This window comes from Bradyrhizobium sp. T-12, assembly GCF_058314695.1.
Map to the genome: position 1 here is coordinate 2,166,521 of NZ_CM177756.1, position 23,155 is coordinate 2,189,675.

Here is a 23,155-nt window from a genome sequence, read left to right on the forward strand (position 1 = left end):
GATCAGCTTTCGTCGGTTGCCGGCAAGGTGAAGCGGAATGTCGCTCCGCCCGCTGCGTTGCTCTCGGCCCACATGCGGCCGCCGTGAGCTTCGATGATCGAGCGGCTGATGGAGAGCCCCACGCCCATGCCGGTGTCTTTGGTGGTGAAGAAGGTCTGGAATAGATTTGGAATGACGTCGTCCCGGAAGCCGGAGCCGGTATCGGAGACTTCCACCTCGATCATGTCGTCGGCAACGCGGGTGTTGGCGACGACGAGCTCGCGGCGCGGCGACTGCGCCATCGCCTCCAGCGCGTTGCGGAACAAATTGACCAGCACCTGCTGGATCTGCACCCGGTCGGCGAGCACGAGATCGGCGTCGGGATCGAGGCTGAAGCGGAGCTGGACGTTCTGCTCGCGCGCGCCGGCGAGCCCGAGCGCGCCGGCCTCCTCGATCAGCTTGGACAGGCTCTCGACCCGCTTCTCCGACTCGCCGCGGGACACGAAGTCGCGCAGGCGCCGGATGATCTGGCCGGCGCGCAGGGCCTGCTCCGCCGCGCGATCCAGCGCGTTTTCGACCTTCGGCGTGTTGGGATCGCTGCTACCGGCGAGAAGGCGCCGCGACCCCTTCATGTAATTGCTGATCGCCGCCAGCGGCTGGTTGAGCTCGTGGGCGAGCGCAGAGGCCATTTCGCCCATCGCGGTCAGCCGGGAGACGTGGACGAGCTCGGATTGCAATTCCTGGAGCCGGGCCTGGGTCTGCTGATGCTCGGTGAGGTCGCGGACGAAGCCCGTGAAATAGGGCTCGCCGCCGGATTCCATCTCGCCGATCGACAGGTGCATCGGAAAAGTCGTACCGTCGCGGCGCTTGCCGGTCACGATGCGGCCGATGCCGATGATGTGCGGATCGCTCGTGGTGCGGTAACGGGCGATGTAGCTGTCGTGCCGGGTGCGATCGGGCTCCGGCATCAGGATGTTGACATTCTGGCCGATCGCCTCGTGCTCGGACCAGCCGAACAGGCGCTCCGCGGCCGTGCTGAAGAGCTGCATGATGCCATGGCCGTCGATCACGATCATGGCGTCAGGAATGGTATGGAGAATGGAGCGGAGGTGGGTCTCGCGCGTGCGGAGCGCCTCCTCGACCTGCTTTTCCTCGTCGATGTCGAGAAAGATGCCGGTGAGATGCCGGGCGGTCCCTGCGTCGTCCCTGATAACCCCGGCCCGGGCGCGGATCCACTGCCCGCTGCCGGAGGCGTTCGTGACCCTGAAGGACACGTCGAAGCTGCCGCCACGCTCGGAAACCCGCTTGATTGCGCTCTCGACCCGCTCTCTGTCCGTGGGTTGAAGCCGCGACAGGAAGAGGTCGTAGGTCGCCGGTCGATCCCGCTCGATGCCGAGCAAGGCCCTGGCGGTGTCGGACCAGTCCAATTCCCGTGTCGCGAGGTCGAGATCCCAGGTGCCGACGCCAAAGCCCTCGATCCGAACGCGAAAGCGTTCGCCCCGACCGTCGTCCTGCGAGTGCGTTACGCGGGTCGGCGACACATGATGCTCCTGTCCTGATGCGGCGGCCCCGGACGGGGTTACCGCTCGCCTAATGTCGCCCAAGGCCGGGCCGGAGGCAAGTTCTGTTGCCCGCCCGTTGACGGCAAGCCGGGCGTCGGCGGCCTCCTTGATCTATCTCATCTCCATGTGCGGAGGCAGGCGTAAGTTTCACCAAAGTCTTTGCACTGGAGAATTCCGATGACATACGCGACGGTGATGGTCAGCCTGGCGCTCGATCAGCCCAACGAAGCGCGTCTTCAGGTCGCCGGTGAGCTTGCCGAACGATTCGAGGCTGCCATCGTCGGGGTTGCCGCGGCGCAGTTTGCACCGCCGCTCTATTTCACCGACGGCGCCGAGGCGCAAGCGCTGATCGACGACGGCGAAGCTTCGGTCAAGGGTCGGCTGGCCGGCCTCGAGGCGCAATTCCGTGCGGCGACCAGGAATCGTGGCGGACATGCGGAGTGGCGCAGCGCCGTGGACTTTCCGGCGCGATTCGCCCTGGCGCAGGCGCGCTGCGCCGACATCGTCGTCAGCGGCGGGCAGAGCCCGGCCTTCTCCGACGCGTTCGCGCTCGCAAGTCCCAAGGATCTGGTGATGCAGGCCGGTCGCCCGCTTCTCGTCGTCCCCGATCGGGCCAACTGGCTCGATCTGCGCAGCGTGCTGGTGGCGTGGAAGGACACGCCGGAGGCGCGGCGGGCGGTGGCCGATGCGCTGCCGATGCTGCGCAAGGCGAGGGACGTCACCATCGCCACAATTCCGGAGCGCGACGACGACCGTTCGGTCGTGACGGCCGGCGTCACCGACGTGGCCGCCTGGCTCGCCCGCCACGGCGTCACCGCGACGGCGCGCATCTGCGAGGGCGCGCGGAACGAGACCGCCGCCGCGCAACTGGAGCAAGTCGCAGGCGACGTCGATGCCGGCCTGATCGTTGCGGGCGCTTATGGTCATTCGAGGTTTCGCGAACTGATCCTGGGAGGCGTCACCCAGTATCTGGTCACGCAGACCGCCCGCATCGTGCTGCTGTCGCACTGACGGCCGGCCGGAATCGAATCGAGGAGGACGCGCCGTGTACAAATTTCTTGAACAGACCGTCGACGGCTACATGACGCGCAACGTCAAGGCGGTGCAGCGCGACCGTGATCTGCTCGAGCTCAGCGAGATGTTCGAGACCGACGATTTCAACTCCTATCCGGTCGTGGACGACGGACAGGTGGTGGGAATCGTCACCAAATTCGACATCCTGAAGTGCTTCGCCTTCACGCCGAGCCAGATGCTGCCGCGCTATCACGACCTGATGAGCCGCAAGGTCGGCGACGTCATGACGCCCGAATTCATCTATGTCAGTCCCGACACGCGCCTGACGCGCGTGCTCCAGATCATGGTCGAACACCGCATCCGGAGCATCATCGTGCTCGACAGCGCGCAGAAGCTGGTCGGAATCATCGCCCGCGAGGACGTCATCGCAGCACTCAAGGCGACAGCGCAGGACTGACGGACCATCCCTGATCGAGATTCATCGTCGCCTCCGGGAATCTACGGAGGCGGCTTCCGTTCGCGTGTGTCACGCCGGGCCGGCGTCCTCGTGCGCCGCGATCTTCGAGGGAACGGGCAAGATCGTCGACGGATCCGAAGAACTTAAGTGCTGCTCTTGATTGAAATCAATTCCCGGTGAGAGCGGATGTGGTTTCTGGCGCTGTGTTCTTTCAGAGAGAATCCGCATGAGCCAGCCCTCCATGTCCAAATCCATGACCATCGGTGAAAGCGGCCTGGCTGTCGTGTTCGCAGTCACCGCCTTCCTCTGCGTGATCGCCGCAGCCAAGGCGCTCGATGCGCCCTTCGCCTTCCATGCCGCGCTCAGCGCGGCGGCGAGCCTGGCCGCGGTGTTCGTCATCGTCAACCGCTACCTCGATCGCCCGGCGGCGCTGCCGCCGGAGGAGATCAACGGTCGCCCCAACTACAATATGGGTCCGATCAAGTTCTCCTCCTTCATGGCGATGTTCTGGGGCATTGCCGGCTTCCTGGTCGGCCTCATCATCGCCTCGCAGCTGGCCTGGCCCGCGCTGAACTTCGATCTGCCCTGGACCAGCTTCGGCCGCCTGCGGCCGCTGCACACCTCGGCCGTGATCTTCGCGTTCGGCGGCAACGTGCTGATCGCGACCTCCTTCTACGTGGTGCAGAAGTCCTGCCGCGCGCGGCTCGCCGGCGATCTCGCGCCGTGGTTCGTCGTGGTGGGCTACAATTTCTTCATTCTGATCGCCGGCACCGGCTATCTGCTCGGCGTCACCCAGTCGAAGGAATATGCCGAGCCGGAATGGTACGCCGATCTGTGGCTGACCATCGTCTGGGTCGCCTATCTGCTCGTCTTCCTTGCCACCATCATCAAGCGCAAGGAGCCGCACATCTTCGTCGCGAACTGGTTCTATCTCGCCTTCATCGTGACGATCGCGGTCCTGCATCTCGGCAACAATCCGGCACTTCCCGTCTCGGTGTTCGGCTCGAAGTCCTACGTCGCCTGGGGCGGCATCCAGGACGCCATGTTCCAGTGGTGGTACGGCCACAACGCGGTCGGCTTCTTCCTGACCGCCGGCTTCCTCGCCATCATGTACTACTTCATCCCCAAGCGTGCGGAGCGGCCGATCTATTCCTACCGGCTGTCGATCATCCACTTCTGGGCGCTGATCTTCCTCTACATCTGGGCAGGGCCCCACCATCTGCACTACACGGCGCTGCCGGACTGGACGCAGACGCTGGGCATGACCTTCTCGATCATGCTGTGGATGCCCTCCTGGGGCGGCATGATCAACGGCCTGATGACGCTGTCGGGTGCCTGGGACAAGCTGCGCACCGACCCCGTGCTGCGCATGCTGGTGGTCTCCGTCGCCTTCTACGGCATGTCGACCTTCGAAGGCCCGATGATGTCGATCAAGGTGGTCAACTCGCTCAGCCACTACACCGACTGGACCATCGGCCACGTGCACTCCGGCGCGCTCGGCTGGGTCGGCTTCGTCTCCTTCGGCGCGCTGTACTGCCTGGTGCCGTGGGCGTGGAATCGCAAGGGCCTCTACAGCCTGAAGCTCGTCAACTGGCACTTCTGGGTCGCGACCCTCGGCATCGTCCTCTACATCTCGGCGATGTGGGTGTCCGGCATCCTCCAGGGCCTGATGTGGCGTGCCTACACCTCGCTCGGCTTCCTCGAATATTCCTTCATCGAGACCGTCGAGGCGATGCATCCCTTCTACATCATCCGCGCCGCCGGCGGTGGGCTGTTCCTGATCGGCGCGCTGATCATGGCCTACAATCTCTGGATGACCGTGCGCGTCGGCGAACAGGAAGTTCAGATGCCCGTCGCTCTTCAGCCGGCGGAATGAGGAGCTAAAGCAATGTCGTTCTGGACACGCCACCAAGTCTTCGAAAAGAACTCGATCGTCCTGATCGTCGGCATCCTGCTGGTGATCGCGATCGGCGGTCTCGTCGAGATCACCCCGTTGTTCTACCTCAAGAGCACGATCGAGAAGGTCGACGGGGTCAGGCCTTACACGCCGCTGGAGCTGGCGGGGCGCAACGTCTACGTCCGCGAGGGCTGCTATCTCTGCCATTCGCAGATGGTCCGCCCCCTGCGCGACGAGGTCGAGCGCTACGGCCACTTCTCGCTCGCCGCCGAGAGCATGTACGACCACCCGTTCCAGTGGGGCTCCAAGCGCACCGGCCCGGATCTTGCCCGCGTCGGCGCCAAATACTCCGACGACTGGCACGTCACCCATCTGACCAACCCGCGCGCGATCGTGCCGCAGTCGGTGATGCCCGGCTACCCGTTCCTCAGCAAGACCGAGGTCGACCCGGATGCGATCGCCGGAGACATGCGCACGCTGAGGGTCGTCGGCGTGCCCTATAGCGACGAGCAGATCGCCAATGCCGCCGCCGATATGAAGGCCCAGGCCGATCCGGAGAACGCCGGCGCCGACGCCTTCAACAAGCGCTACGCCAAGGCCGTCGTGCGCAATTTCGACGGCAAGACCGGCACGCCGACCGAGATGGACGCGCTGATCGCGTACCTGCAGATGCTCGGCACGCTGGTCGACTTCAAGATCTACAACGAGAAAGCCAATCTACGCTGAGAAGGCACGTACGATGAAAGCTATCCTGTCAGTCCACAATCTAGCGTCCGAGCTCGTGACGACGATCTGGACGCCGGTGTTCGTCGCGATCTTTCTCGCGATCATCGCCTACGCATTTTGGCCCCGTAACAAGGCTGCTTTCGATGAAGCAGCACACCTGCCGTTGCGGGAGGAGTGAGAGACCATGACCGATCATCATAGCGACATCGATTCCGTCTCCGGCAAGTCCACGACCGGGCACGAGTGGGACGGCATCAAGGAGCTCAACACGCCGCTGCCGCGCTGGTGGGTGATCTGCTTCTACCTCACCATCGTCTGGTCGATCGGCTACTGGGTCGTCTATCCGGCCTGGCCGCTCGTCTCCAGCAACACCACGGGCATGTTCGGCTATTCCTCGCGCGCCGACGTCGCGGTCGAGCTCGCCAATCTCGAGAAGATCCGCGGTGACAAGATGACGGCGCTGGGAGCGGCCTCGCTCGCCGACATCGAGAAGGACCCGGCCTTGCTGGCGCTCGCCCGCGCCAAGGGCAAGACCGTGTTCGGCGACAATTGCGCGCCCTGCCACGGCTCCGGCGCCGCTGGCGCCAAGGGCTATCCGAACCTGAACGACGACGACTGGCTGTGGGGCGGCACGCTCGACCAGATCATGCAGACCATCCAGTTCGGCGCACGCTCCGGTCATGCCAAGACGCATGAGGGCCAGATGCTCGCCTTCGGCAAGGACGGCGTGCTGAAGGGTGACGAGATCGTCACGGTCGCCAATTACGTGCGGTCGCTGTCGGGCCTGTCGACCCGCCAGGGCTTCGATAAAGCCAAGGGTGAGAAGATCTTCGCGGAAAACTGCGTCGCCTGCCACGGCGACGGCGGCAAGGGCAACCAGGAGATGGGCGCGCCGAACCTGACCGACAAGATCTGGCTCTACGGCTCCGACGAGGCGAGCCTGATCGAGACCATCAGCCAGGGCCGTGCCGGCGTGATGCCGGCCTGGGAAGGGCGGCTCGATCCCGCCACCATCAAGGCGATGGCGGTCTACGTCCACTCGCTCGGCGGTGGAAAATAGCGGATCCGCGGCTCGAACGGTTCAGGCGGGGGTGAACAAAAGTGCCCCCGTTTGAGCTGGATCAACTGATGCGGCGGTGTCGGGTCTAGGTTCAATCGCACCTCTTTCAGAAGTTCCAAGCGATGAACAAGACCGTCAACCCGAACGAGCTCAAGCCTGTGGACGACAACGGACCGCTCTACGCGGCCCGCAAGAAGGTCTATCCACAGAGCGTCTCCGGCACCTTCCGCCGGATCAAATGGGGCCTGATGGCGATCTGCCTCGGCGTCTATTATTTCCTGCCGTTCGTGCGCTGGAACCGCGGCCTCGGCGCCCCCAGCCAGGCGGTGCTGATCGATCTTCCCAACAGCCGCTTCTACTTCTTCTTCATCGAGCTGTGGCCGCAGGAGGTCTACTACTTCACCGGCCTGTTGATCGTGGCCGCGGTGGCGCTGTTCCTGATGAATTCGGTCGGCGGCCGCATCTGGTGCGGCTATCTCTGTCCGCAGACGGTATGGACCGACCTGTTCTACGCGGTCGAACGTCTGATCGAAGGTGACCGGCGCGAGCGGATGAAGAAGGACAAATCGTCCGACCCGCTGAAGCTCGAGCGCATCTCCGAGATCGTGCTCAAGCATTCGATCTGGCTCATGATCGCCTGGTGGACCGGCGGCGCCTGGGTGCTCTACTTCAATGACGCGCCGACCCTGGTGAAGGAGCTCGTCACCTTCCAGGGGCCGATGATCGCCTATATCTGGATCGGCATCCTCACTGCGACGACCTACATCCTCGCCGGCTACATGCGCGAGCAGGTCTGCACCTATATGTGCCCGTGGCCGCGCATTCAGGCCGCGCTCACCGACGAATGGGCGCTCAACGTCACCTACCGCTACGACCGTGGCGAGAAGCGCACCTCGGTCAAGAAGGCTGCCGAGCTGCGCGCGCTCGGCGAACAGGTCGGCGATTGCGTCGATTGCTACCAATGCGTCGCGGTCTGCCCGACCGGCATCGACATCCGCAACGGACCGCAGATGGAGTGCATCCAGTGCGGCCTGTGCATCGATGCCTGCGACAACGTGATGGCCAAGATCGGCCGGCCGAAGCGGCTGATCGGCTACGACAACGACATCAACATCCATCGCCGCCAGGAAGGCAAGGCGCCGATCTACCGGATCGTCCGGGCCCGCACCATCGTCTACAGCGCGATCATCGCGGCGATCGGCGGCTTCATGGTCTATACGCTGGCGACCCGCAGCCTGCTCGACGTCAACGTGCTGCATGATCGCAATCCGGTCGCGGTCAAGCTCAGCGACGGCTCGATCCGCAACGCCTACACGGTGCGGCTGTTGAACAAGAGCGGCTACGATCGTGCGATCGCCATCGACGTCGAGGGGCCGGTCAATCCCACCATGCACGTCGTCGGCGTCGATTCGGTGACGCCGGACCGCCCGATCATCGTGATCCCGCGCGACTCCACCAGCGAGCTGCGGCTGCTCGTCACCGCACCGGCTGAAAACAACCCGGAGAAGTCAATTCCGGTTCGCTTCCACGTCATGGATATCGGCCTCGGCGTCGCCGCGAGCGCCACCGACAATTTCGTCGCGCCGTAAGTTCAGGAGACCGTCATGTCATCCAAGCCACTGACCGGAACCAAGGTCTTCCTGATGCTGGTCGCTTTCTTCGGCCTCGTGATCGGCGTCAACGTCACCATGATGAAGCTGGCGATCGCGACGCTGCCCGGCACCGACGTCGACAGCCCCTATGCCGCCGGCCTGACCTACGAGCGCGAGATCTCGGCGGCGCACGACCAGGCTTCGCGCAAATGGAAGGTCAACGCCCATATCGAGCGCCGCAACGACGGCGGCGCAATGGTCCAGGTCGAGGCGCGCGATGCCGGCGGCCAGCCGATTTCCGGGCTGAAATTCGGCGGACGCCTGGAACGGCCGACCGACAAGCGCGCCGATCTCGCCGTCGAGCTCACCGAGGCCGGCATCGGCCTTTATCGCGGCGATGCCGCGTCCGTCGCGCCGGGCCAATGGGACCTGGTGATCGAGGGAGAGGCGCGAGGGACGCGCGTGTTCATGTCGCGCAATCGCGTGATCCTGAACTGAAGGATTTTGTCATGCAGGTCACGCGCGATTTCTCTCACTATGTTCGCGATGCGGGCGAGGGGGTCCAGCATATCGATCTCGCGGTCGAGGGCGTTCACTGCGCCGGCTGCATGGCCAAGATCGAGCGCGGCCTGTCCGCCATCCCCGACGTCACGCTGGCGCGCGTCAACCTCACCGACCGCCGCGTCGCGCTGGAATGGAAGGCGGGCACGCTCGACCCCGGCCGCTTCATCGACCGGCTCGAGGAGCTCGGCTACAAGGCCTATCCGTTCGAGACCGAGAGCGCGGAGGTGGCGGAGGTTGCCGAATCGCGCTTCCTGCTGCGCTGCCTCGGCGTCGCCGCCTTCGCCACCATGAACGTGATGATGCTGTCGATCCCGGTGTGGTCGGGCAACGTCTCGGACATGCTGCCCGAGCAGCGCGACTTCTTCCACTGGCTCTCGGCGCTGATCGCGCTGCCGGCGGCGGCCTATGCCGGCCAGCCGTTCTTCCGGTCGGCCTGGCGCGCGCTGTCGGCGAAGACGACCAACATGGACGTGCCGATCTCGATCGGCGTGATCCTGGCGCTCGGCATGTCCGTGGTCGAGACCATCCACCACGCCGAGCACGCCTATTTCGATGCGGCGATCATGCTGCTGACCTTCCTCCTGGTCGGCCGCTTCCTCGACCAGAACATGCGGCGGCGGACCCGCGCGGTCGCCGGCAATCTCGCGGCGCTGAAGGCGGAGACGGCCGCGAAGTTCATAGGTCCCGACGAGATCTCCCAGGTGCCGGTCGCCGCGATCCATCCCGGCGACATCGTGCTGCTCAGGCCCGGCGAGCGCTGCGCGGTCGACGGCACCGTGATCGAGGGCCGCTCCGAAATCGACCAGAGCCTGATCACCGGCGAGACGCTCTATGTCACGGCCGAGCATGGCACGCCTGTCTATGCGGGATCGATGAACATCTCCGGCACGCTGCGGGTGCGGGTCTCGGCCGCGTCCGAGGCGACGCTGCTCGCCGAGATCACGCGGCTGCTCGACAACGCGCTGCAGGCGCGCTCGCGCTACATGCGGCTCGCCGACCGCGCCTCGCGGCTGTACGCGCCGGTGGTGCATGCGACCGCGCTTCTGACCATCCTCGGCTGGGTCGTTGCAGGCGCGTCCTGGCATGATGCGATCGTGACCGGCGTTGCCGTGCTGATCATCACCTGTCCCTGTGCGCTGGGCCTTGCCATTCCGACCGTGCAGACCATCGCCTCCGGCGCGATGTTCAAGTCCGGCGTGCTGCTCAATTCCGGCGATGCGATCGAGCGGCTGGCCGAGGCCGACCACGTCATCTTCGACAAGACCGGCACGCTGACGCTGCCCGATCTCGAAGTGATGAATGCCGCCGACATTCCCACTGACATCTTCGAACTCGCTGGCCGGCTTGCGCTGTCGAGCCATCATCCGGTCGCCGCCGCCGTGGCGCAGGCCGCCGGCGCCAAGTCGCCTGTGGTCGGTGCGGTCGAAGAGGCCGGGCAGGGCGTCCATGCGACCGTAGACGGCATCGAGCTTCGGCTTGGCCGCCCCTCCTTCTGCGGCGCTGAAGCGCTGGTCGGCAGCGCCATGGTCGATCCCGAAGCCTCCATCGTCGCGTTCAGCAAGGGCAACGAAAGGTTCATCCTCTCGGTTCGCCAGGGCCTTCGCCCGGATGCGCAGGCCGTGATTGCAGCGCTGAAGGCGCGCAACATCGGCATCGAGATCCTCTCCGGCGACCGCGAGCCGGCGGTGAAGGCGGCGGCGCATGCGCTTGCAATCCCCGAATGGCGCGCCGGCGTGACGCCAGCAGACAAGATCGCGCGGATCGAGGAATTGAAGCAGCGCGGCGCCAAGGTGCTGATGGTCGGCGACGGCATGAACGATGCGCCCTCGCTCGCGGCGGCCCATGTCTCGATGTCCCCGATTTCGGCCGCGCATCTGAGCCAGGCCACCGCCGATCTCGTCTTCCTCGGCCGGCCGTTGGCTCCGGTGGTCGCCGCAATCGACGCCTCGCGCAAAGCGCTGCATTTGATGCGGCAGAATCTCTGGCTTGCGATCGGCTACAATGTCCTCGCCGTGCCGGTTGCGGTCAGCGGTGTCGTGACGCCCCTGATTGCGGCGGCGGCGATGAGCGGATCCTCGATCCTGGTCATGCTGAATTCGCTGCGCGCTCGCAGCGCCTCGCGGGAGATCGTGTGATGGAGATCCTGGTTATCCTGGTCCCGCTGGCCTTGATGCTCGGCGGTGCCGGCCTCGTCGCCTTCCTGTGGTCGCTCCGGAGCGGCCAGTACGACGATCTCGACGGGGCCGCCTGGCGCGCCATCGCCGACGACGAGCCGCCGCAGGAAGCCCCGGCCAAGCGCTAGCGCTTCAGGGCGAAAGTGAGCAGGGCTGCGACCCCCAGGGCCATGCCGATTCCGGCCACACATGCGTGCCAGCCGAAGGCGTCGAACAGGCGTCCGAGCACGGCCGTACCGATCAGCCCGCCGCTGAAATAACACGCAAGATAGGTCCCGCTGGCGATGCCGCGGTTGTCGGCGGCCGCCTGTCCGACCAACCCCGTCGTTGCTGCCTGCGCGAAGAATGTGCCGACGCCGACCAGCACCATACCAGTGAGGACTTCGCGCAGATGCGGCATCAGCATCAAGGGCAGGCCCAGCCCGGCAATGGCGAGGGCGCCCCAGATGGTCGGACGCGTTCCGAGCTTGGACGCCACCCTGCCGGCCAGAAGCGTCGTGACGACCGACGGCAGGAAGACGAAATAGACCAGGCCCAGATCCATCATCCCCAGCGCCAGCGGCGGCCGCACCAGCACGAAATTCACGAAGGTGAAGGTGCCGATGAAGGCGAACAGGATGCAGAAGCCGATGCCGAAGGCAGCGCGCAGCCGCGGATTGCGCCAATGCGCAATGGTTGCTTTAAGCGGCGAAGCCGCCGCCGGCATCATCGCATGCATCGGCTGCACGCGTCCGATCGTGAAATAGACCAACACCGCGCCGGACAGATTGAGTGCTGCGAACAGATAGAAGTTCCAGGCGAGACCGAGACTGTCTGCAACCGCCGCCGAAATCAGCCGACCAACGAGATTGCTCGCAACGTTCCCCGTGATGTAGGCCGCAAAAGCGCCGCCGGCGTCCATCGCGCTGCATTGCTCGCCGAGATAGGCGAGGGTGAGCGCGAAGGCTGACGCCATGCAAAGGCCCTGTGCGACCCGCAGGGCGGTGAAGACGGCAAGATTCGGCGCCGAGGCCAGCAGGCTGGTCGGGATCGCCAGCAGCGCCAGGCTGAGCAGGATGCCGCTGCGACGGTCGATGTGCGGGCTGAAAAGGCCGACCACGAGGCTGGCCGTGGCCATGCCGAAGGTGCTGGCGTTGACGGCAAAGCCCATCGCCGCCGGCGTGACGCCGTAGTGCCGCGTCAGCGAGGGCAGGATTGCCTGCGTCGCGAAGAGGTCGACGACGGTCAGGAACGCGGTGAGGCCGATGACGAGCGAGCGCAGCGCCAGACCCGGCGCGTGCGTCTCCATTGTCGGTGTGGCCGGTTTGATCAGTGCGGAAAGATCGGTCATGTCGGTCGTCCTGTAGGGATGCGGCGCCCGGGGTGGGGAAGTCCCGGGCGCCACATCTCGTAACGAGCGCGCTGGGGCTGGGGGCGCTCGTTACATGTGGTGGTCGTTGGGATCCTTGCGGACGTCGCCGACATAGAGAATGACGGTGTCCTTGCCGAGGTTCTTCCACCAATGCGAGGTGCCGTGGACTTCGGGACGGATGTCGCCGGCCTTGTGCACGATCGGATCGACGCAGTTCGAGGCGTATTCGACGATCTCGCCCTGCTGCACGAAGATCAACGCGGGACGGTCGTCATGGCTGTGCCAGGGCACGATGCCGCCAGGCGCGATGGTCAGCTTGCGGAAACGCAGCTCGCGGCCCTCGATATGGGCGGGCTGCTTGCCGAGGTCGATGGCTCCCAGCGTCACATCGGTGACGCCGACCGGCTTGTAGTCGACCATCTGCTGGGCGTTCGGCTTGACCTTGTCGGCGGGGCATTCGCCCGCGGCGGCCGGCTGCGACACGAATGTCAGTGCGCCGACGAGGGCAAGGCCGGACCAGGCCTGGCGCGACAATCCGGGATGCTTGGACATGAGAAGTCTCCTGTGTTGACCGCAACCACGCTGGTTGCCGGCTATGACGGGAGCTTCATCGAGATCGTCTCCATCCTGAAATGCCGGCTCGCTCTCGATGCGATAGCGCGGTGCTATGTTGATGCGCGGCGGCTATCGATCCGATTGGGCAATTGCATTTCCGCTTTCGCGTCATTCGGCGTCCGATGACAGGGCGCCCGATTGGCGGGCGTTCACGTCAATCCGGAGGAGCACCCCCATGCCGAAATTGTCCAAGACCCTGATCGCCACCGCAGCGTTTGCCATTATCGCCACCTCGGCTTTCTCGGAGGCCGCCTGGGACTTCAAGGCCGGCATGGCCTATGTCTATGGCGGCCCGGGCAAGATGTCGGCGATGGCCATGGCCCCGGCCGAGAAGAACCACGAGGCGATGATGAAGAACGCCAAGAAGGTGCCCGACAACACCGTCTTCTTCATGAGCAACGGATCGATGTACTATACTTCGGGGCGGCTCGATCCGACCGGCAATTTCTACGTGAACTGAACGGGTCCTGGTATCGCGGCCGCCCCTTGCGGGCGGCCGAACCGGGAAACTAATATTCACCGAATGCAATGCCGGAGCAGAAGATGACGTCTCTCTCGCCAGCCGATGCCGAACAGCTCAGGCTTGCCTTCCAGCGCTGTCGCGACATGGACGGCACGCTGAACGAGCAGCTCCGCGCCTATGCTGATGCCAGCCGCGCGGTCTTTCCGGCCTATGGCGAGGCCGTCGACCGGTTGGTGGCGAGATTGGGCGGTAACGGCGGCGGCGAGACCGCGCCGCGTCCGGGCGATGCGATGCCGCCGTTCATGCTGCCCGACGAGGGCGGCCATCTCGTCACGCTGCCTGCGCTGCTGGAGCGCGGTCCGCTCGCCGTGATGTTCTTCCGCGGCCACTGGTGTCCCTATTGCCGGCTCAATGTCCGCGCCGTGGTCCAGGCGCTCGATCGCATCAAGGCGATGGGGGCGCAGGTCGTCGCGGTCATGCCGGAGACGCAGGAATACACTCGGCAGCTCAAGGCCGAATCCGGCGCGCCGTTTCCGATCCTGACCGATCTGGACAACGGCTATGCGCTGTCGCTCAATCTCGCAATCTGGCTCGGCGCCGAGATCCAGGGCCTGTTGTCGTATCAGGACATGGCGAAATTCCACGGCAATGACGGCTGGTTGCTACCGATCCCGGCCGTGTTCGTGGTCGGCCGCGACGGGATCGTCAAAGCCCGCTTCGTCGACCCCGATTTCCGCAAGCGCATGGAGATCGATGATCTGCTCGAGGCGCTGGAGAGCGCGAGCAGGGGTTGAGGCCGCGCACACTCTTCCCCTCCCTGCTTGTGGGGGAGGGCGGCTCGCCGCGAAGCGGCGAGACGGGTGAGGGTTCTCTCCGCGCGTGAATCTTTTGCGTCGAATACGCGGACAGACCCTCATCCGGCGCTTCGCGCCACCTTCTTCCGCAAGGGGAGATGGGAAAAAGCCGTCCCTATTATCCCGCAATCTCGCGCCAGTCGGCGCCGCGCAGCATGCGCATCACGGCATTGGCGACCGCCGTGCGCTGCCGGCCGGCCACTCCGTAAAGGCTGACGGTGCGACGGGCGTCCAGTCCGGCGACAGTGGCGCGCGTCAGCGTTTCCGGCAAGGGGGAAGTGTGCGGCATCATGGCGACACCGATATCGGCCTCGACGAGCTCGATCAGGTCGCGCTCGCTCGAAATCTCGTGGCCATGCTCGATGCCGTGCTCGCGCAGGCTGGCGGAGATGCGGCGCGAATGCTCGCAGAACGTCCGGCTCAGCAATTGCTCCGAGCGCAGATCCTCCAGTTCGATGCTGCTGCGTCCGGCCAGCCGATGTCCGTCGCCAACGACGAGCTCGAAGCTCTCGGTGAACAGCGGCCAGGCGTCGAGCCGGTCCCAGGCCTCGTCGATCTCCGCGGCGATGCCGAGCTCGGCCTCGCCCTTCTTCAGGAATTCACCGACCTCGCGGCTCGTCCCGCGCAGGAAGCGCAGTTCGAGCCGGTTGAACTGTCGCCTGATCTCGTTGAGGTGCGGGATCAGCAATGCCAGATCAATCGAATGCGTCAGCGCGATGCGCAGCGCGCCGATCTCTCCGCTCCTGAACGAGGAGGCGAGCGAGCGCGCGCCGGCGGCGGCGTCGAAGCACTGCTTCAGGAGCGGATGCATGCGCTGGCCGAGCTCGGTCAGTTGCGCCGCCGGCCGCTCGCGGCGAAACAGGTCGCCGCCGAGCTCGGCCTCGAGCTGCTTGATCGCGCGCGTCAGCGAGGGCTGCGTGACGTTGCACTCCTCGGCCGCGCGCGTGAAGTTCAAAAGCTGCGCCACCGCGAGGAAATAGCGGACCTGGTGCATTTCCATGGATCGGCTCCCCAGCAAGATGGGCTCGAATCTAGCCGATCGGAACGGGAAATGACATCCCGCCCGCAATAGCGCGGACGTATGGAGTCGGAAGCCAGCCGGTATTTCCGTTTGGGCTGGCGATCCTCCAAGTATTGCGAAGGCTGGAAGCCAGTCATCGCCAACGGAGACCGTGTCATGAACATACCGCTGAAGCCGCAGACATCCCAACCTGCGCGCGCGCTCGCCGGCAGGGTCGCGCTGGTCACGGGCTCGACCAGTGGCATCGGTCTTGGCATCGCACGTGCCCTGGCGGCAGCCGGCGCCGATGTCGTGCTGAACGGTCTCGGTGTCGTCGCCGAGATCGGCCGGACACGGGAACAGATCGCCGCCGAGTTCGGCGTCAAGGCGAGCTACTCGCCGGCCGACATGACGAGACCGAAATCGATTGCCGAGATGATCGCGGCGACCATCGCCGAGTCCGGCCGGCTCGACATCCTCGTCAACAACGCCGGCATCCAGCATGTCGCGCCGCTCGAGCAGTTTCCGGTCGAGAAATGGGACCAGATCCTCGCGATCAACCTGACGTCGGCCTTCCACACCACGCGGCTCGCGCTGCCGGCGATGCGTCAGAACGGTTTTGGCCGGATCATCAACGTCGCCTCGGCTCACGGCCTGGTCGGCTCGCCGTTCAAGGCGGCCTATGTCGCTGCCAAGCACGGCATCGTCGGTCTGACGAAGGTCACGGCGCTGGAGACCGCGGAGGCGGGTATCACCTGCAATGCGGTCTGTCCCGGCTACGTCTATACGCCGCTGGTCGAAGCGCAGATCGACGGGCAGGCCAAGGCGCACGGCATCTCGCGCGATCAGGTGATCCGCGACGTGCTGCTCGCGCAGCAGCCGAACAAGCGCTTTGCCACGGTCGAGGAGCTCGGCGCGCTCACGGTGTTCCTGTCGACGGACGCCGCGGCTTCGATCACCGGCATCGCGCTTCCGGTCGACGGCGGCTGGACCGCGCACTAACATGAGCCGGCGCAACAAGCGGCCTTCCGCAGCGGCAGTGCAAGCTGATCAGGAGCGACACATGAATGGTACGCAGACGAACATCCAGCGCAAGGACCTGCCGGGGCAGGTGGTTCTCGTGCTTCAGGGCGGCGGCGCACTCGGCTCCTATCAGGCCGGGGCCTACCAGGCATTGCACGAAGCCGGCATCGAGCCGGACTGGATCATCGGCACCTCGATCGGCGCGATCAATGCGAGCCTCATTGCGGGCAACGCGCCCGAGCACCGGCTTGCGCGCCTGAAGGAGTTCTGGAAGCGGATGGAGCAGCAGCCGGTCTGGGATTGGCGCACCGCGTTTCCGGGCTTCAACGAGAAGCTGGCCTATTGGGCGACCGTGACCCACGGCATTCCAGGTTTCTTCCGCCCGAATCCACTGGCACATGCCGGCGATTCCTACCCGCTAGGTGCCGATCACGCGGGCTATTACTCGACCGCTCCGCTGGAGAAGACGCTGTGCGAGCTCGTCGATTTCGATCTCGCCAACCGCTGCACGCCGCGCCTGACGGTTGGCGCAGCTCATGTCGGCACGAGCGAGATGCGCTATTTCGACAGCCGAGACGGCGAACTGACGGTGAAGCATGTCATGGCTTCGGGCGCACTGCCGCCCGCTTTTCCCGCCGTGCGGATCGATGGCGAGCTCTATTGGGACGGCGGCATCCTCTCGAACACGCCAACCGAAGCGGTGTTCGACGACAACCCACGCAGGGACTCGCTGATCTTCTCCGTTCATCTGTGGAACCCGGTCGGGCCCGAACCCACCACGATGGCGGAGGTGCTGAACCGGCACAAGGACGTGCAATATTCCAGCCGGATCGCGAGCCAGATCGTCCGTCAGCAGCAGGCGCATCGCCTGCGCCATGTCATCAACCAGCTCGCGGCGCGGCTCCCCGAGAGCGAACGCAACGATCCTGCGGTGAGGGAGCTGACGAGCTACGGCTGTCCGACCCGCATGCATGTCGTGCGGCTGCTGGCGCCGCAGCTCGAGCGCGAGACCCATACCAAGGATATCGACTTCAGCCCGGCCGGGATCACGCGGCGCTGGCACGCCGGCTATGCTCACACGAAGTCGGTGCTGGCGCGCAAGCCCTGGATCGGCGAATTCGATCCGCTCGCCGGTGTGGTGCTGCACGAGCATACGGACGAGATGCCGATGGCGGCGGAATAGGGACGCGCCGCTCTTCATCGAATTGCCACAGGGCTTGCCGATCGTCGGTCATCCCACGCAGTCGAAGGGCGTGCAGATGGTGTCCGCGAACGATCTCGAGGCAACGCTCGATCAGGTCCGCGCTTGCGCAGCGGGGCCGGTGGCTGGTGTGTTCGGCCCTGACACGCTGACCTGGCGGATCGACCGCGAGGCCATCGTCTTTCTCGGCGCCGGCCGCGCGTTGTTGCTGCAGCTGGCCCACCCTTGGGTCGCTGCCGCCATCGCCGAGCATTCCAGCACGTTTGCCGATCCGATCGGCCGCTTCCATCGCACCTTCGACATCGTCTTTGCCATGGTGTTCGGCTCGCTCGACCGTGCCTTGCTGTCGGCCCGGCAATTGCACCGTCGTCACAGCATGATCGTCGGAGAGATGCCCGAGACCGTCGGCCCGTTCGCGGCAGGCTCGCGCTATTGTGCCAACGACATTCCGTCGCTGCGCTGGGTTCACGCGACGCTGGTGGAGTCCGCGCTGATGGCGCACGATTTGGTGCTGCCGTCATTCTCGGCGGAGGAGCGCGAGCGTTACTGGACGGAGAGCCGGCTGTTCGGTGCGTTGTTCGGATTGACCTCGGACGATCTGCCGGCGGACTGGTCGGGCTTTACCGCCTACACCGCGACGATGGCGCAGTCGGAGGCGCTGACCGTGAGCCCGGCGGCACGCGAGATCGCGACGCAAATCTTCAGCGGTGCGAGACCTTGGCTGCGGCCGCCGCGCTGGTACCGCGCGCTGACGGCGCGGATGTTGCCGGAGCCGATACGTGCAGGCTTTGGGTTTGAGCCGGACGCGCGCGACGAGAAGGCGGCCGACAATGCGCTGCGCAGGATCCGGCGCGTCTATCCGAAATTGCCGGCCAGGCTGCGCTACGTCGGGCCCTATCAGGAAGCGCAGGCGCGCTTGCGCGGCGAACCGCAGCCCGACTGGATGACGCGCTGTCTCAACCGCGCCTGGATCGGTCGGCCGCAGATGGACATGCGCGGGAAGGTGTGAAAGCCTGATCTCTCGTGTCCCGGACAAGCCACAACGCGCAAAGCGCGTTGCGGCGCAGAGCCGGGACCCATGATGCGCCGGAGTGGAGCGCAGACTCTCTCAACGCCGTCATTGCGAGGAGCCTACCTCACACCGACGCCAGCTTCCGGTACAGCGCGCTGTAGCTTCCCGCCGAGATGCTCCAGGAGAACGAACGTCCCATGGCGCTGCGGCGCATGGTGTCGAGTTGGTCTTGCGCCCTGAAAGCCGAGAAGGCCCGGCGGACGCCGCCGAGGAAGGAATCGCGCGAGGGTTTCGAGAACAGGAATCCGGTCTCGCCGTCGGTGATGGTCTCGGCGAGGCCGCCGGTCTGGTGCCCGATCGGCAGCGAGCCGAAGCGCTGGGCGTACATCTGGCTGAGGCCGCAAGGCTCGAAGCGCGACGGCATCAGGGTGAAATCGCTGCCCGCAAAGATGCGGCGGGCCTGAGCGTCGTTGAAGCCGATCACCACGCCGATGGCGTCGGGGCGGCGGCGATGCGCGTCGATCAGGGCCTGCTCGAGCGCCGGCTCGCCGGAGCCGGTGACCACGATCTGCCCGCCGGCATCGACGATCTCGTCGGCGGCCGACAGCACGAGGTCGATGCCCTTCTGGTGCACGAGGCGCGCGACGATGCCGAACATCGGGCCGCGCGAGACCGCAAGGCCGAATTGCTTGCGGACGTAATCCGCGTTGGCCCTCTTGCCGACCCAGTCACCGGCGCCGAACTGCTGGGCCAGCTGGGCACAGGAGCGCGGGTCCCAGCTCTCGTCGATGCCGTTGAGGATGCCGGTGAGCTCGGCCGCGTCTGAGCGCTGGCGGAGCAGGCCCTCCAGACCGCAGCCGAACTCGGCCGTGGTGATCTCCCGCGCGTAGGTGCCGCTCACGGTGGTGAGGTGCGAGGCGTAGACGAGGCCGGCCTTGAGGAAGGAGAGCTGGTCGTAGAACTCGATGCCGTCGATGTGGAAGGAGCTCTCCGGTGCGCCGATCCGCCGCAGCGCCTCCTTCGGGAAGAGGCCCTGATAGGCGAGGTTGTGAATCGTCAGGATCGACGGCAGCTTGGCGCCGCCCCAGGCGAGATAGGCCGGCACGAGCGAGGCCTGCCAGTCATTGGCATGGATCAGGTCTGCTGCCCAATTCTTGTCCAGCCTGCCCATGGCCAGCTCAGCGGCTGCCGAGGCAAAGCGCGCGAAGCGAATGTCGTTATCCGGCCAGTCGCGTCCGGACTCGTCGCCATAGGGGTTGCCCGGCCGGTCGTAGAGTTGCGAGCAGAGCAGCACGTAGACCGGCATTCCGTCCTTGGTCGCGGCCCGGCCGAGCGAGCAGGCAGGCATTTCCGCGAACGCCGGACAACGGCCAACGACCTGAATATGCGTGAGTTGTTCGATGATGTCGCGATAGCCGGGCAGCATGATCCGGATATCAGCGAAGGAGCGAAGGGCGCGGGGCAGGGCCGCGGACACGGCGCCGAGTCCGCCGACGCGGACGAAATCGTCCATCTCCGTGGTGACGAACAAGACCCTCAAGAACAGCTGCCCTCTTCCGATCCCGTTTGCTGTTATGCAAGAACGGGTCCAGTTGTCCCGGAAATTCCCAAGCCCGCCTACGAGACACGTCGGTTCGGTAAAGACTTTCCTACTCAGCCGCCGCCCTCTAGGGTCGGCGCATCAACAAGAGAGAACATTGATTGTTCCTACGCGACCGAGGACGCAGCAAGTATGCAGCTAGCAGATGAGCATGAGGGGATGACGACAAAGGCCTTCGCGGGCCTCAGGGTCCTGGATTTTTCGACCACCATCGCCGGTCCTCACTGCGCGCGGATGCTTGCCGACATGGGCGCCGAGGTCATCAAGATCGAGACCGACGGCGGCGAGACGATGCGAACCCGGCCGCCTCTGCGCAAGGGTCATAGTACCACGTTCGGCCAGCTCAATGTGGGCAAGAAGAGCGTGGTGCTGGACCTCAAATCCGAGGACGGCAAGGAGGCGGTCCGCCGGCTGGCCGCGACATCGGATATCCTGGTCGAGAACTTCCGCCCCGGCGTGATGCACCGGCTGCGGCTCGACTACGACAGGCTGCGCACCGTCAATCCGAGGCTGATCTATTGCTCGATCTCCGGCTACGGGCAGAGCGGCCCTTCGGCCGAGCTACCGGCCTACGCGCCGGTGATCCATGCCGCCTCCGGCTACGACATGGCGCATCTCGCCTACCAGCCCGGCCGCAATCGCCCCGATTATTGCGGCATCTATCACGCCGACGTCGTCACCGGCACCTATGGTTTCGGCGCGATCGCGTCCGCGCTCTATCAGCGGACCGTGACCGGGCTCGGCCAGCACATCGACGTGTCCATGCTGGAATCGATGCTGTCACTGACGCTGACCGAATTACAGAGTGCGCAATTCGCCGTGAAGCCGCCGCCACGCCCGATGTTCGGGCCGACCGAGACGGCAAGCGGCTATGTCATGATCACGGTCGCCAGCGAGAAGACATTTCAGGCGCTGATGGGTGTGATCGGCCGTCCCGAATGGATCACCGATGCGCGCTTTGCCACCTATGCCCCGCGCCGCGAGAATTGGGCGGAGGTGATGGACGGCGTCGAAGCCTGGTCGCGGCAGTTCACGACCGATGCGTGTCTCGCAGCGCTCAGTGCGGCCGGCGTGCCGGCTTCGGCCTATCGCACCGTGTCCGAGGCGCTGGCCGATCCGCAGCTCGCGCACCGGCAGGCGCTCACGTCCGTGCAGGACGAGGGCGGCTCCTTTCGGGTGCTCAACCTGCCGTTCCGGATGTCGGGCGCCGACACCACGCCCGCCAAGACGATGGCTGCGCTCGGCGAGCATACGAATGCGCTGCGCGAGGAGCTCGGCCTCGCTGACGAGGCGCCAATTCCGACAGGCAAAACAGCCGCGACATTCTGAGCAGCATTGCGTCGCACATGCGGCGTGATCTCGCGCGCGTTCCTCTTGCCGCCGCGCGCTTTTGTCGTCAATCTCGCCTCCAGTCATTCAGCGATCCGAAACATCGGACGAGGGATCCCGGGGAGGAACCATGACGAAGATTGCTGCCGCGGCGCGCAAGCACGCGCCGATTTTCCTTGTTGCGGCATTTGGCATCCTTCCGCTGACCGAGCCTGCGCAGGCGCAGAAGTCCGGCGGCAGCATCACCGTCGGTCAGGAGCTCGACATCCCCGGCTTCGACCCGCTCAAGGTCGGCGTTTACGACACCTCGACCAACACCGCTGCCGCCGCGATCTTCGACACGCTGACAACGCTCGACGACAAGGGTGAGCCGGCACCGAAGCTCGCGGTGTCCTGGACCCATTCCGACGATTACAAGAGCTGGACCTTCAAGCTGCGCGAGGGCGTGAAATTCCATGACGGCACGCCGTTCAATGCGCAGGCCTTCAAGGAGAATTTCGACCGGCAGAAGGACCCCGCCAACAAGTGCCGCTGCGCCTTCTACATCACTAACATAAAGGAGGTGCTGGCGCCGGATGAACACACCGTCGTCTTCAATCTGACCGATCCCTCCGTGAACCTGCCGGCAACGATCACCATCCAGAGTCAAAACAATGTCGTGCATTCGCCGACGGCCTGGAAGACCAAGGGCGATGACTACAACCGCAACCCCGTCGGCACCGGTCCCTACATCCTGAAATCATGGACCGCCGGCGACCGCATGGTGCTGGAGAAGAATCCCAATTACTGGGACAAGGGCCGTCCCTATCTCGACCGCATTGTCCTGAAGCCGTTGCCAGATGCGCAGTCGCGCTTCGCCTCGCTGCAATCGGGCGAGGCCGACATCATCTGGGACGACGAGAACGACGCCGACAACATCATGAAGGCGCAGAAGGACCCCAAGCTCACCGTTCACACCTACAAGGGCTCGGGTGCGCAGGTTTACGCCTTCAACACCAAGGTGGCGCCATTCGACGACGTTCGTGTGCGACAGGCGCTCGTGATGGCGATCGATCGCCCGAAGATGTCACAGGCGATCACCAATGGCCTCAGCCGGCCCGCGACCAACCCCTATGGCGACGGCTCCTGGGTCAAGTGCAAGGACGACGGCGCGCTGCCGTTCGACGTCGAGAAGGCCAAGGCGCTGATCAAGGATTACGGCAAGCCGGTCGAGTTCAAGACGCTGGTGACCGCGACGCCTAGGGGCCGCATGGTCGGCCAGGTGCTGCAGCAGTTCTGGAAGCGCGTCGGCGCCAACATGGAGATCGAGCAGGTCGATCAGGCCACCATTCCCTCGCGTGCCTTCACCCGCCAGTTCCAGATGACGCCGTGGCGCATCGTCGATCTCGCCGATCCAGATCCGCAAATGTACGCGAATTTCCGCACCGGCAGCCCGCTGGCGCTCGCCGGGTATTCGAACCCCGAGCTCGACAAGCTGCTGGACCACGCGCGCGTCACCGCCGATGTCGGCCAGCGCACCGAGGATTATTGCGCCATCGGACGCCTGATCAACAAGGAGGCGATCTGGTTCTGGACGTTCCAGAACACCTATTACGCGCTGTCGAGCGCCAAGCTGAAGGGCTTCCCGAAGATCTACAACGGCGTGATCGACGTTTCGACGACCTGGCTGGAATGACCGCGCG

22 protein-coding genes are annotated in these 23,155 nt (G+C 65.2%); 17 read left to right on the forward strand and 5 right to left on the reverse strand.

All coding sequences use genetic code 11. From position 1 onward, the window contains the following. Window positions 1-2: 2 nt before the first annotated feature. Window positions 3-1,520 carry a sensor protein FixL gene (gene fixL / locus AC0WRY_RS10320; RefSeq protein WP_194406877.1) on the reverse strand — a complete coding sequence of 506 codons (1,518 nt, stop codon included), beginning with the start codon at window positions 1,518-1,520 and terminating at the stop codon, window positions 3-5. Window positions 1,521-1,718: 198 nt separating this feature from the next. Between fixL and AC0WRY_RS10325 the strand changes: the two genes are divergently transcribed. From AC0WRY_RS10325 to ccoS, 10 genes are all read left to right on the forward strand, one after another. Further along, window positions 1,719-2,552: a universal stress protein gene (locus AC0WRY_RS10325; protein WP_491123050.1), complete on the forward strand. Its 834-nt coding sequence runs from the start codon at window positions 1,719-1,721 to the stop codon at window positions 2,550-2,552. A gap of 34 nt (window positions 2,553-2,586) precedes the next feature. After that, complete coding sequence (locus tag AC0WRY_RS10330; protein WP_194406879.1) at window positions 2,587-3,012, forward strand: CBS domain-containing protein; 426 nt, start codon at window positions 2,587-2,589, stop codon at window positions 3,010-3,012. 226 nt (window positions 3,013-3,238) lie between these two features. After that, complete coding sequence (gene ccoN / locus AC0WRY_RS10335; RefSeq protein WP_194406880.1) at window positions 3,239-4,888, forward strand: cytochrome-c oxidase, cbb3-type subunit I; 1,650 nt, start codon at window positions 3,239-3,241, stop codon at window positions 4,886-4,888. Window positions 4,889-4,900: 12 nt separating this feature from the next. Next, window positions 4,901-5,635, forward strand: a complete 735-nt coding sequence (ccoO, locus tag AC0WRY_RS10340) for a cytochrome-c oxidase, cbb3-type subunit II (protein WP_194406881.1) — start codon at window positions 4,901-4,903, stop codon at window positions 5,633-5,635. Window positions 5,636-5,648: 13 nt separating this feature from the next. Then, window positions 5,649-5,813 carry a cbb3-type cytochrome oxidase subunit 3 gene (locus tag AC0WRY_RS10345; protein WP_194406882.1) on the forward strand — a complete coding sequence of 55 codons (165 nt, stop codon included), beginning with the start codon at window positions 5,649-5,651 and terminating at the stop codon, window positions 5,811-5,813. Between the two features lie 6 nt (window positions 5,814-5,819). Next, the gene (ccoP, locus tag AC0WRY_RS10350; RefSeq protein ID WP_194406883.1) at window positions 5,820-6,695 is read left to right on the forward strand and encodes a cytochrome-c oxidase, cbb3-type subunit III; all 876 of its coding nucleotides are present in this window, start codon (window positions 5,820-5,822) and stop codon (window positions 6,693-6,695) included. A 122-nt stretch (window positions 6,696-6,817) separates the two neighbouring features. Beyond that, on the forward strand, window positions 6,818-8,284 hold the full coding sequence (gene ccoG / locus AC0WRY_RS10355; RefSeq protein WP_194406884.1) for a cytochrome c oxidase accessory protein CcoG: 1,467 nt from the start codon (window positions 6,818-6,820) through the stop codon (window positions 8,282-8,284). Window positions 8,285-8,299: 15 nt separating this feature from the next. Next, window positions 8,300-8,785, forward strand: a complete 486-nt coding sequence (locus AC0WRY_RS10360) for a FixH family protein (protein WP_194406885.1) — start codon at window positions 8,300-8,302, stop codon at window positions 8,783-8,785. Window positions 8,786-8,796: 11 nt separating this feature from the next. Then, window positions 8,797-10,986 (forward strand): cation-translocating P-type ATPase, encoded by a 2,190-nt coding sequence (locus AC0WRY_RS10365; RefSeq protein WP_194406886.1) that lies wholly within the window; start codon window positions 8,797-8,799, stop codon window positions 10,984-10,986. Next, a complete protein-coding gene (gene ccoS / locus AC0WRY_RS10370) occupies window positions 10,986-11,153 on the forward strand; it encodes a cbb3-type cytochrome oxidase assembly protein CcoS (RefSeq protein WP_008550618.1) in 168 nt (55 codons plus the stop codon). Before AC0WRY_RS10365 ends, ccoS begins: the two co-directional genes overlap by 1 nt. Here ccoS and AC0WRY_RS10375 read toward each other — a convergent pair. Together AC0WRY_RS10375 and AC0WRY_RS10380 are read right to left on the reverse strand one after the other, a co-directional pair. Beyond that, entirely contained in the window at window positions 11,150-12,355 is a 1,206-nt protein-coding gene (locus tag AC0WRY_RS10375; RefSeq protein WP_194406887.1) for an MFS transporter, read from the reverse strand. The two genes, ccoS and AC0WRY_RS10375, sit on opposite strands and share 4 nt — an antisense overlap. Window positions 12,356-12,445: 90 nt before the next feature. Further along, the gene (locus AC0WRY_RS10380; RefSeq protein ID WP_194406888.1) at window positions 12,446-12,928 is read right to left on the reverse strand and encodes a cupin domain-containing protein; all 483 of its coding nucleotides are present in this window, start codon (window positions 12,926-12,928) and stop codon (window positions 12,446-12,448) included. Window positions 12,929-13,166: 238 nt separating this feature from the next. Here AC0WRY_RS10380 and AC0WRY_RS10385 point away from each other — a divergent pair, with 238 nt between their 5' ends. Next, on the forward strand, window positions 13,167-13,451 hold the full coding sequence (locus AC0WRY_RS10385) for a hypothetical protein (RefSeq protein ID WP_194406889.1): 285 nt from the start codon (window positions 13,167-13,169) through the stop codon (window positions 13,449-13,451). 83 nt (window positions 13,452-13,534) lie between these two features. After that, a complete protein-coding gene (locus tag AC0WRY_RS10390; RefSeq protein ID WP_194406890.1) occupies window positions 13,535-14,248 on the forward strand; it encodes a peroxiredoxin-like family protein in 714 nt (237 codons plus the stop codon). A gap of 178 nt (window positions 14,249-14,426) precedes the next feature. Here the strand turns inward: AC0WRY_RS10390 and AC0WRY_RS10395 are convergent, their stop codons facing one another. After that, window positions 14,427-15,308, reverse strand: a complete 882-nt coding sequence (locus AC0WRY_RS10395) for a LysR family transcriptional regulator (protein ID WP_194406891.1) — start codon at window positions 15,306-15,308, stop codon at window positions 14,427-14,429. Between the two features lie 177 nt (window positions 15,309-15,485). Here AC0WRY_RS10395 and AC0WRY_RS10400 point away from each other — a divergent pair, with 177 nt between their 5' ends. The 3 genes from AC0WRY_RS10400 (at window position 15,486) to AC0WRY_RS10410 (ending at window position 18,541) form a co-directional block, all read left to right on the forward strand. After that, a complete protein-coding gene (locus AC0WRY_RS10400) occupies window positions 15,486-16,310 on the forward strand; it encodes a 3-hydroxybutyrate dehydrogenase (RefSeq protein ID WP_194406892.1) in 825 nt (274 codons plus the stop codon). A gap of 61 nt (window positions 16,311-16,371) precedes the next feature. Further along, complete coding sequence (locus tag AC0WRY_RS10405) at window positions 16,372-17,514, forward strand: DUF3734 domain-containing protein (RefSeq protein WP_194406893.1); 1,143 nt, start codon at window positions 16,372-16,374, stop codon at window positions 17,512-17,514. Window positions 17,515-17,590: 76 nt separating this feature from the next. After that, window positions 17,591-18,541, forward strand: a complete 951-nt coding sequence (locus tag AC0WRY_RS10410; RefSeq protein ID WP_194408221.1) for an oxygenase MpaB family protein — start codon at window positions 17,591-17,593, stop codon at window positions 18,539-18,541. A 127-nt stretch (window positions 18,542-18,668) separates the two neighbouring features. Here AC0WRY_RS10410 and glgA read toward each other — a convergent pair whose 3' ends face one another. After that, the gene (glgA, locus tag AC0WRY_RS10415) at window positions 18,669-20,084 is read right to left on the reverse strand and encodes a glycogen synthase GlgA (RefSeq protein ID WP_194406894.1); all 1,416 of its coding nucleotides are present in this window, start codon (window positions 20,082-20,084) and stop codon (window positions 18,669-18,671) included. A gap of 192 nt (window positions 20,085-20,276) precedes the next feature. Between glgA and AC0WRY_RS10420 the strand changes: the two genes are divergently transcribed. Both AC0WRY_RS10420 and AC0WRY_RS10425 read left to right on the forward strand, forming a co-directional pair. Further along, window positions 20,277-21,473 (forward strand): CaiB/BaiF CoA transferase family protein, encoded by a 1,197-nt coding sequence (locus AC0WRY_RS10420; RefSeq protein ID WP_194406895.1) that lies wholly within the window; start codon window positions 20,277-20,279, stop codon window positions 21,471-21,473. 130 nt (window positions 21,474-21,603) lie between these two features. Next, window positions 21,604-23,148, forward strand: a complete 1,545-nt coding sequence (locus tag AC0WRY_RS10425) for an ABC transporter substrate-binding protein (RefSeq protein ID WP_194406896.1) — start codon at window positions 21,604-21,606, stop codon at window positions 23,146-23,148. The last annotated feature ends 7 nt before the right edge of the window (window positions 23,149-23,155 follow it).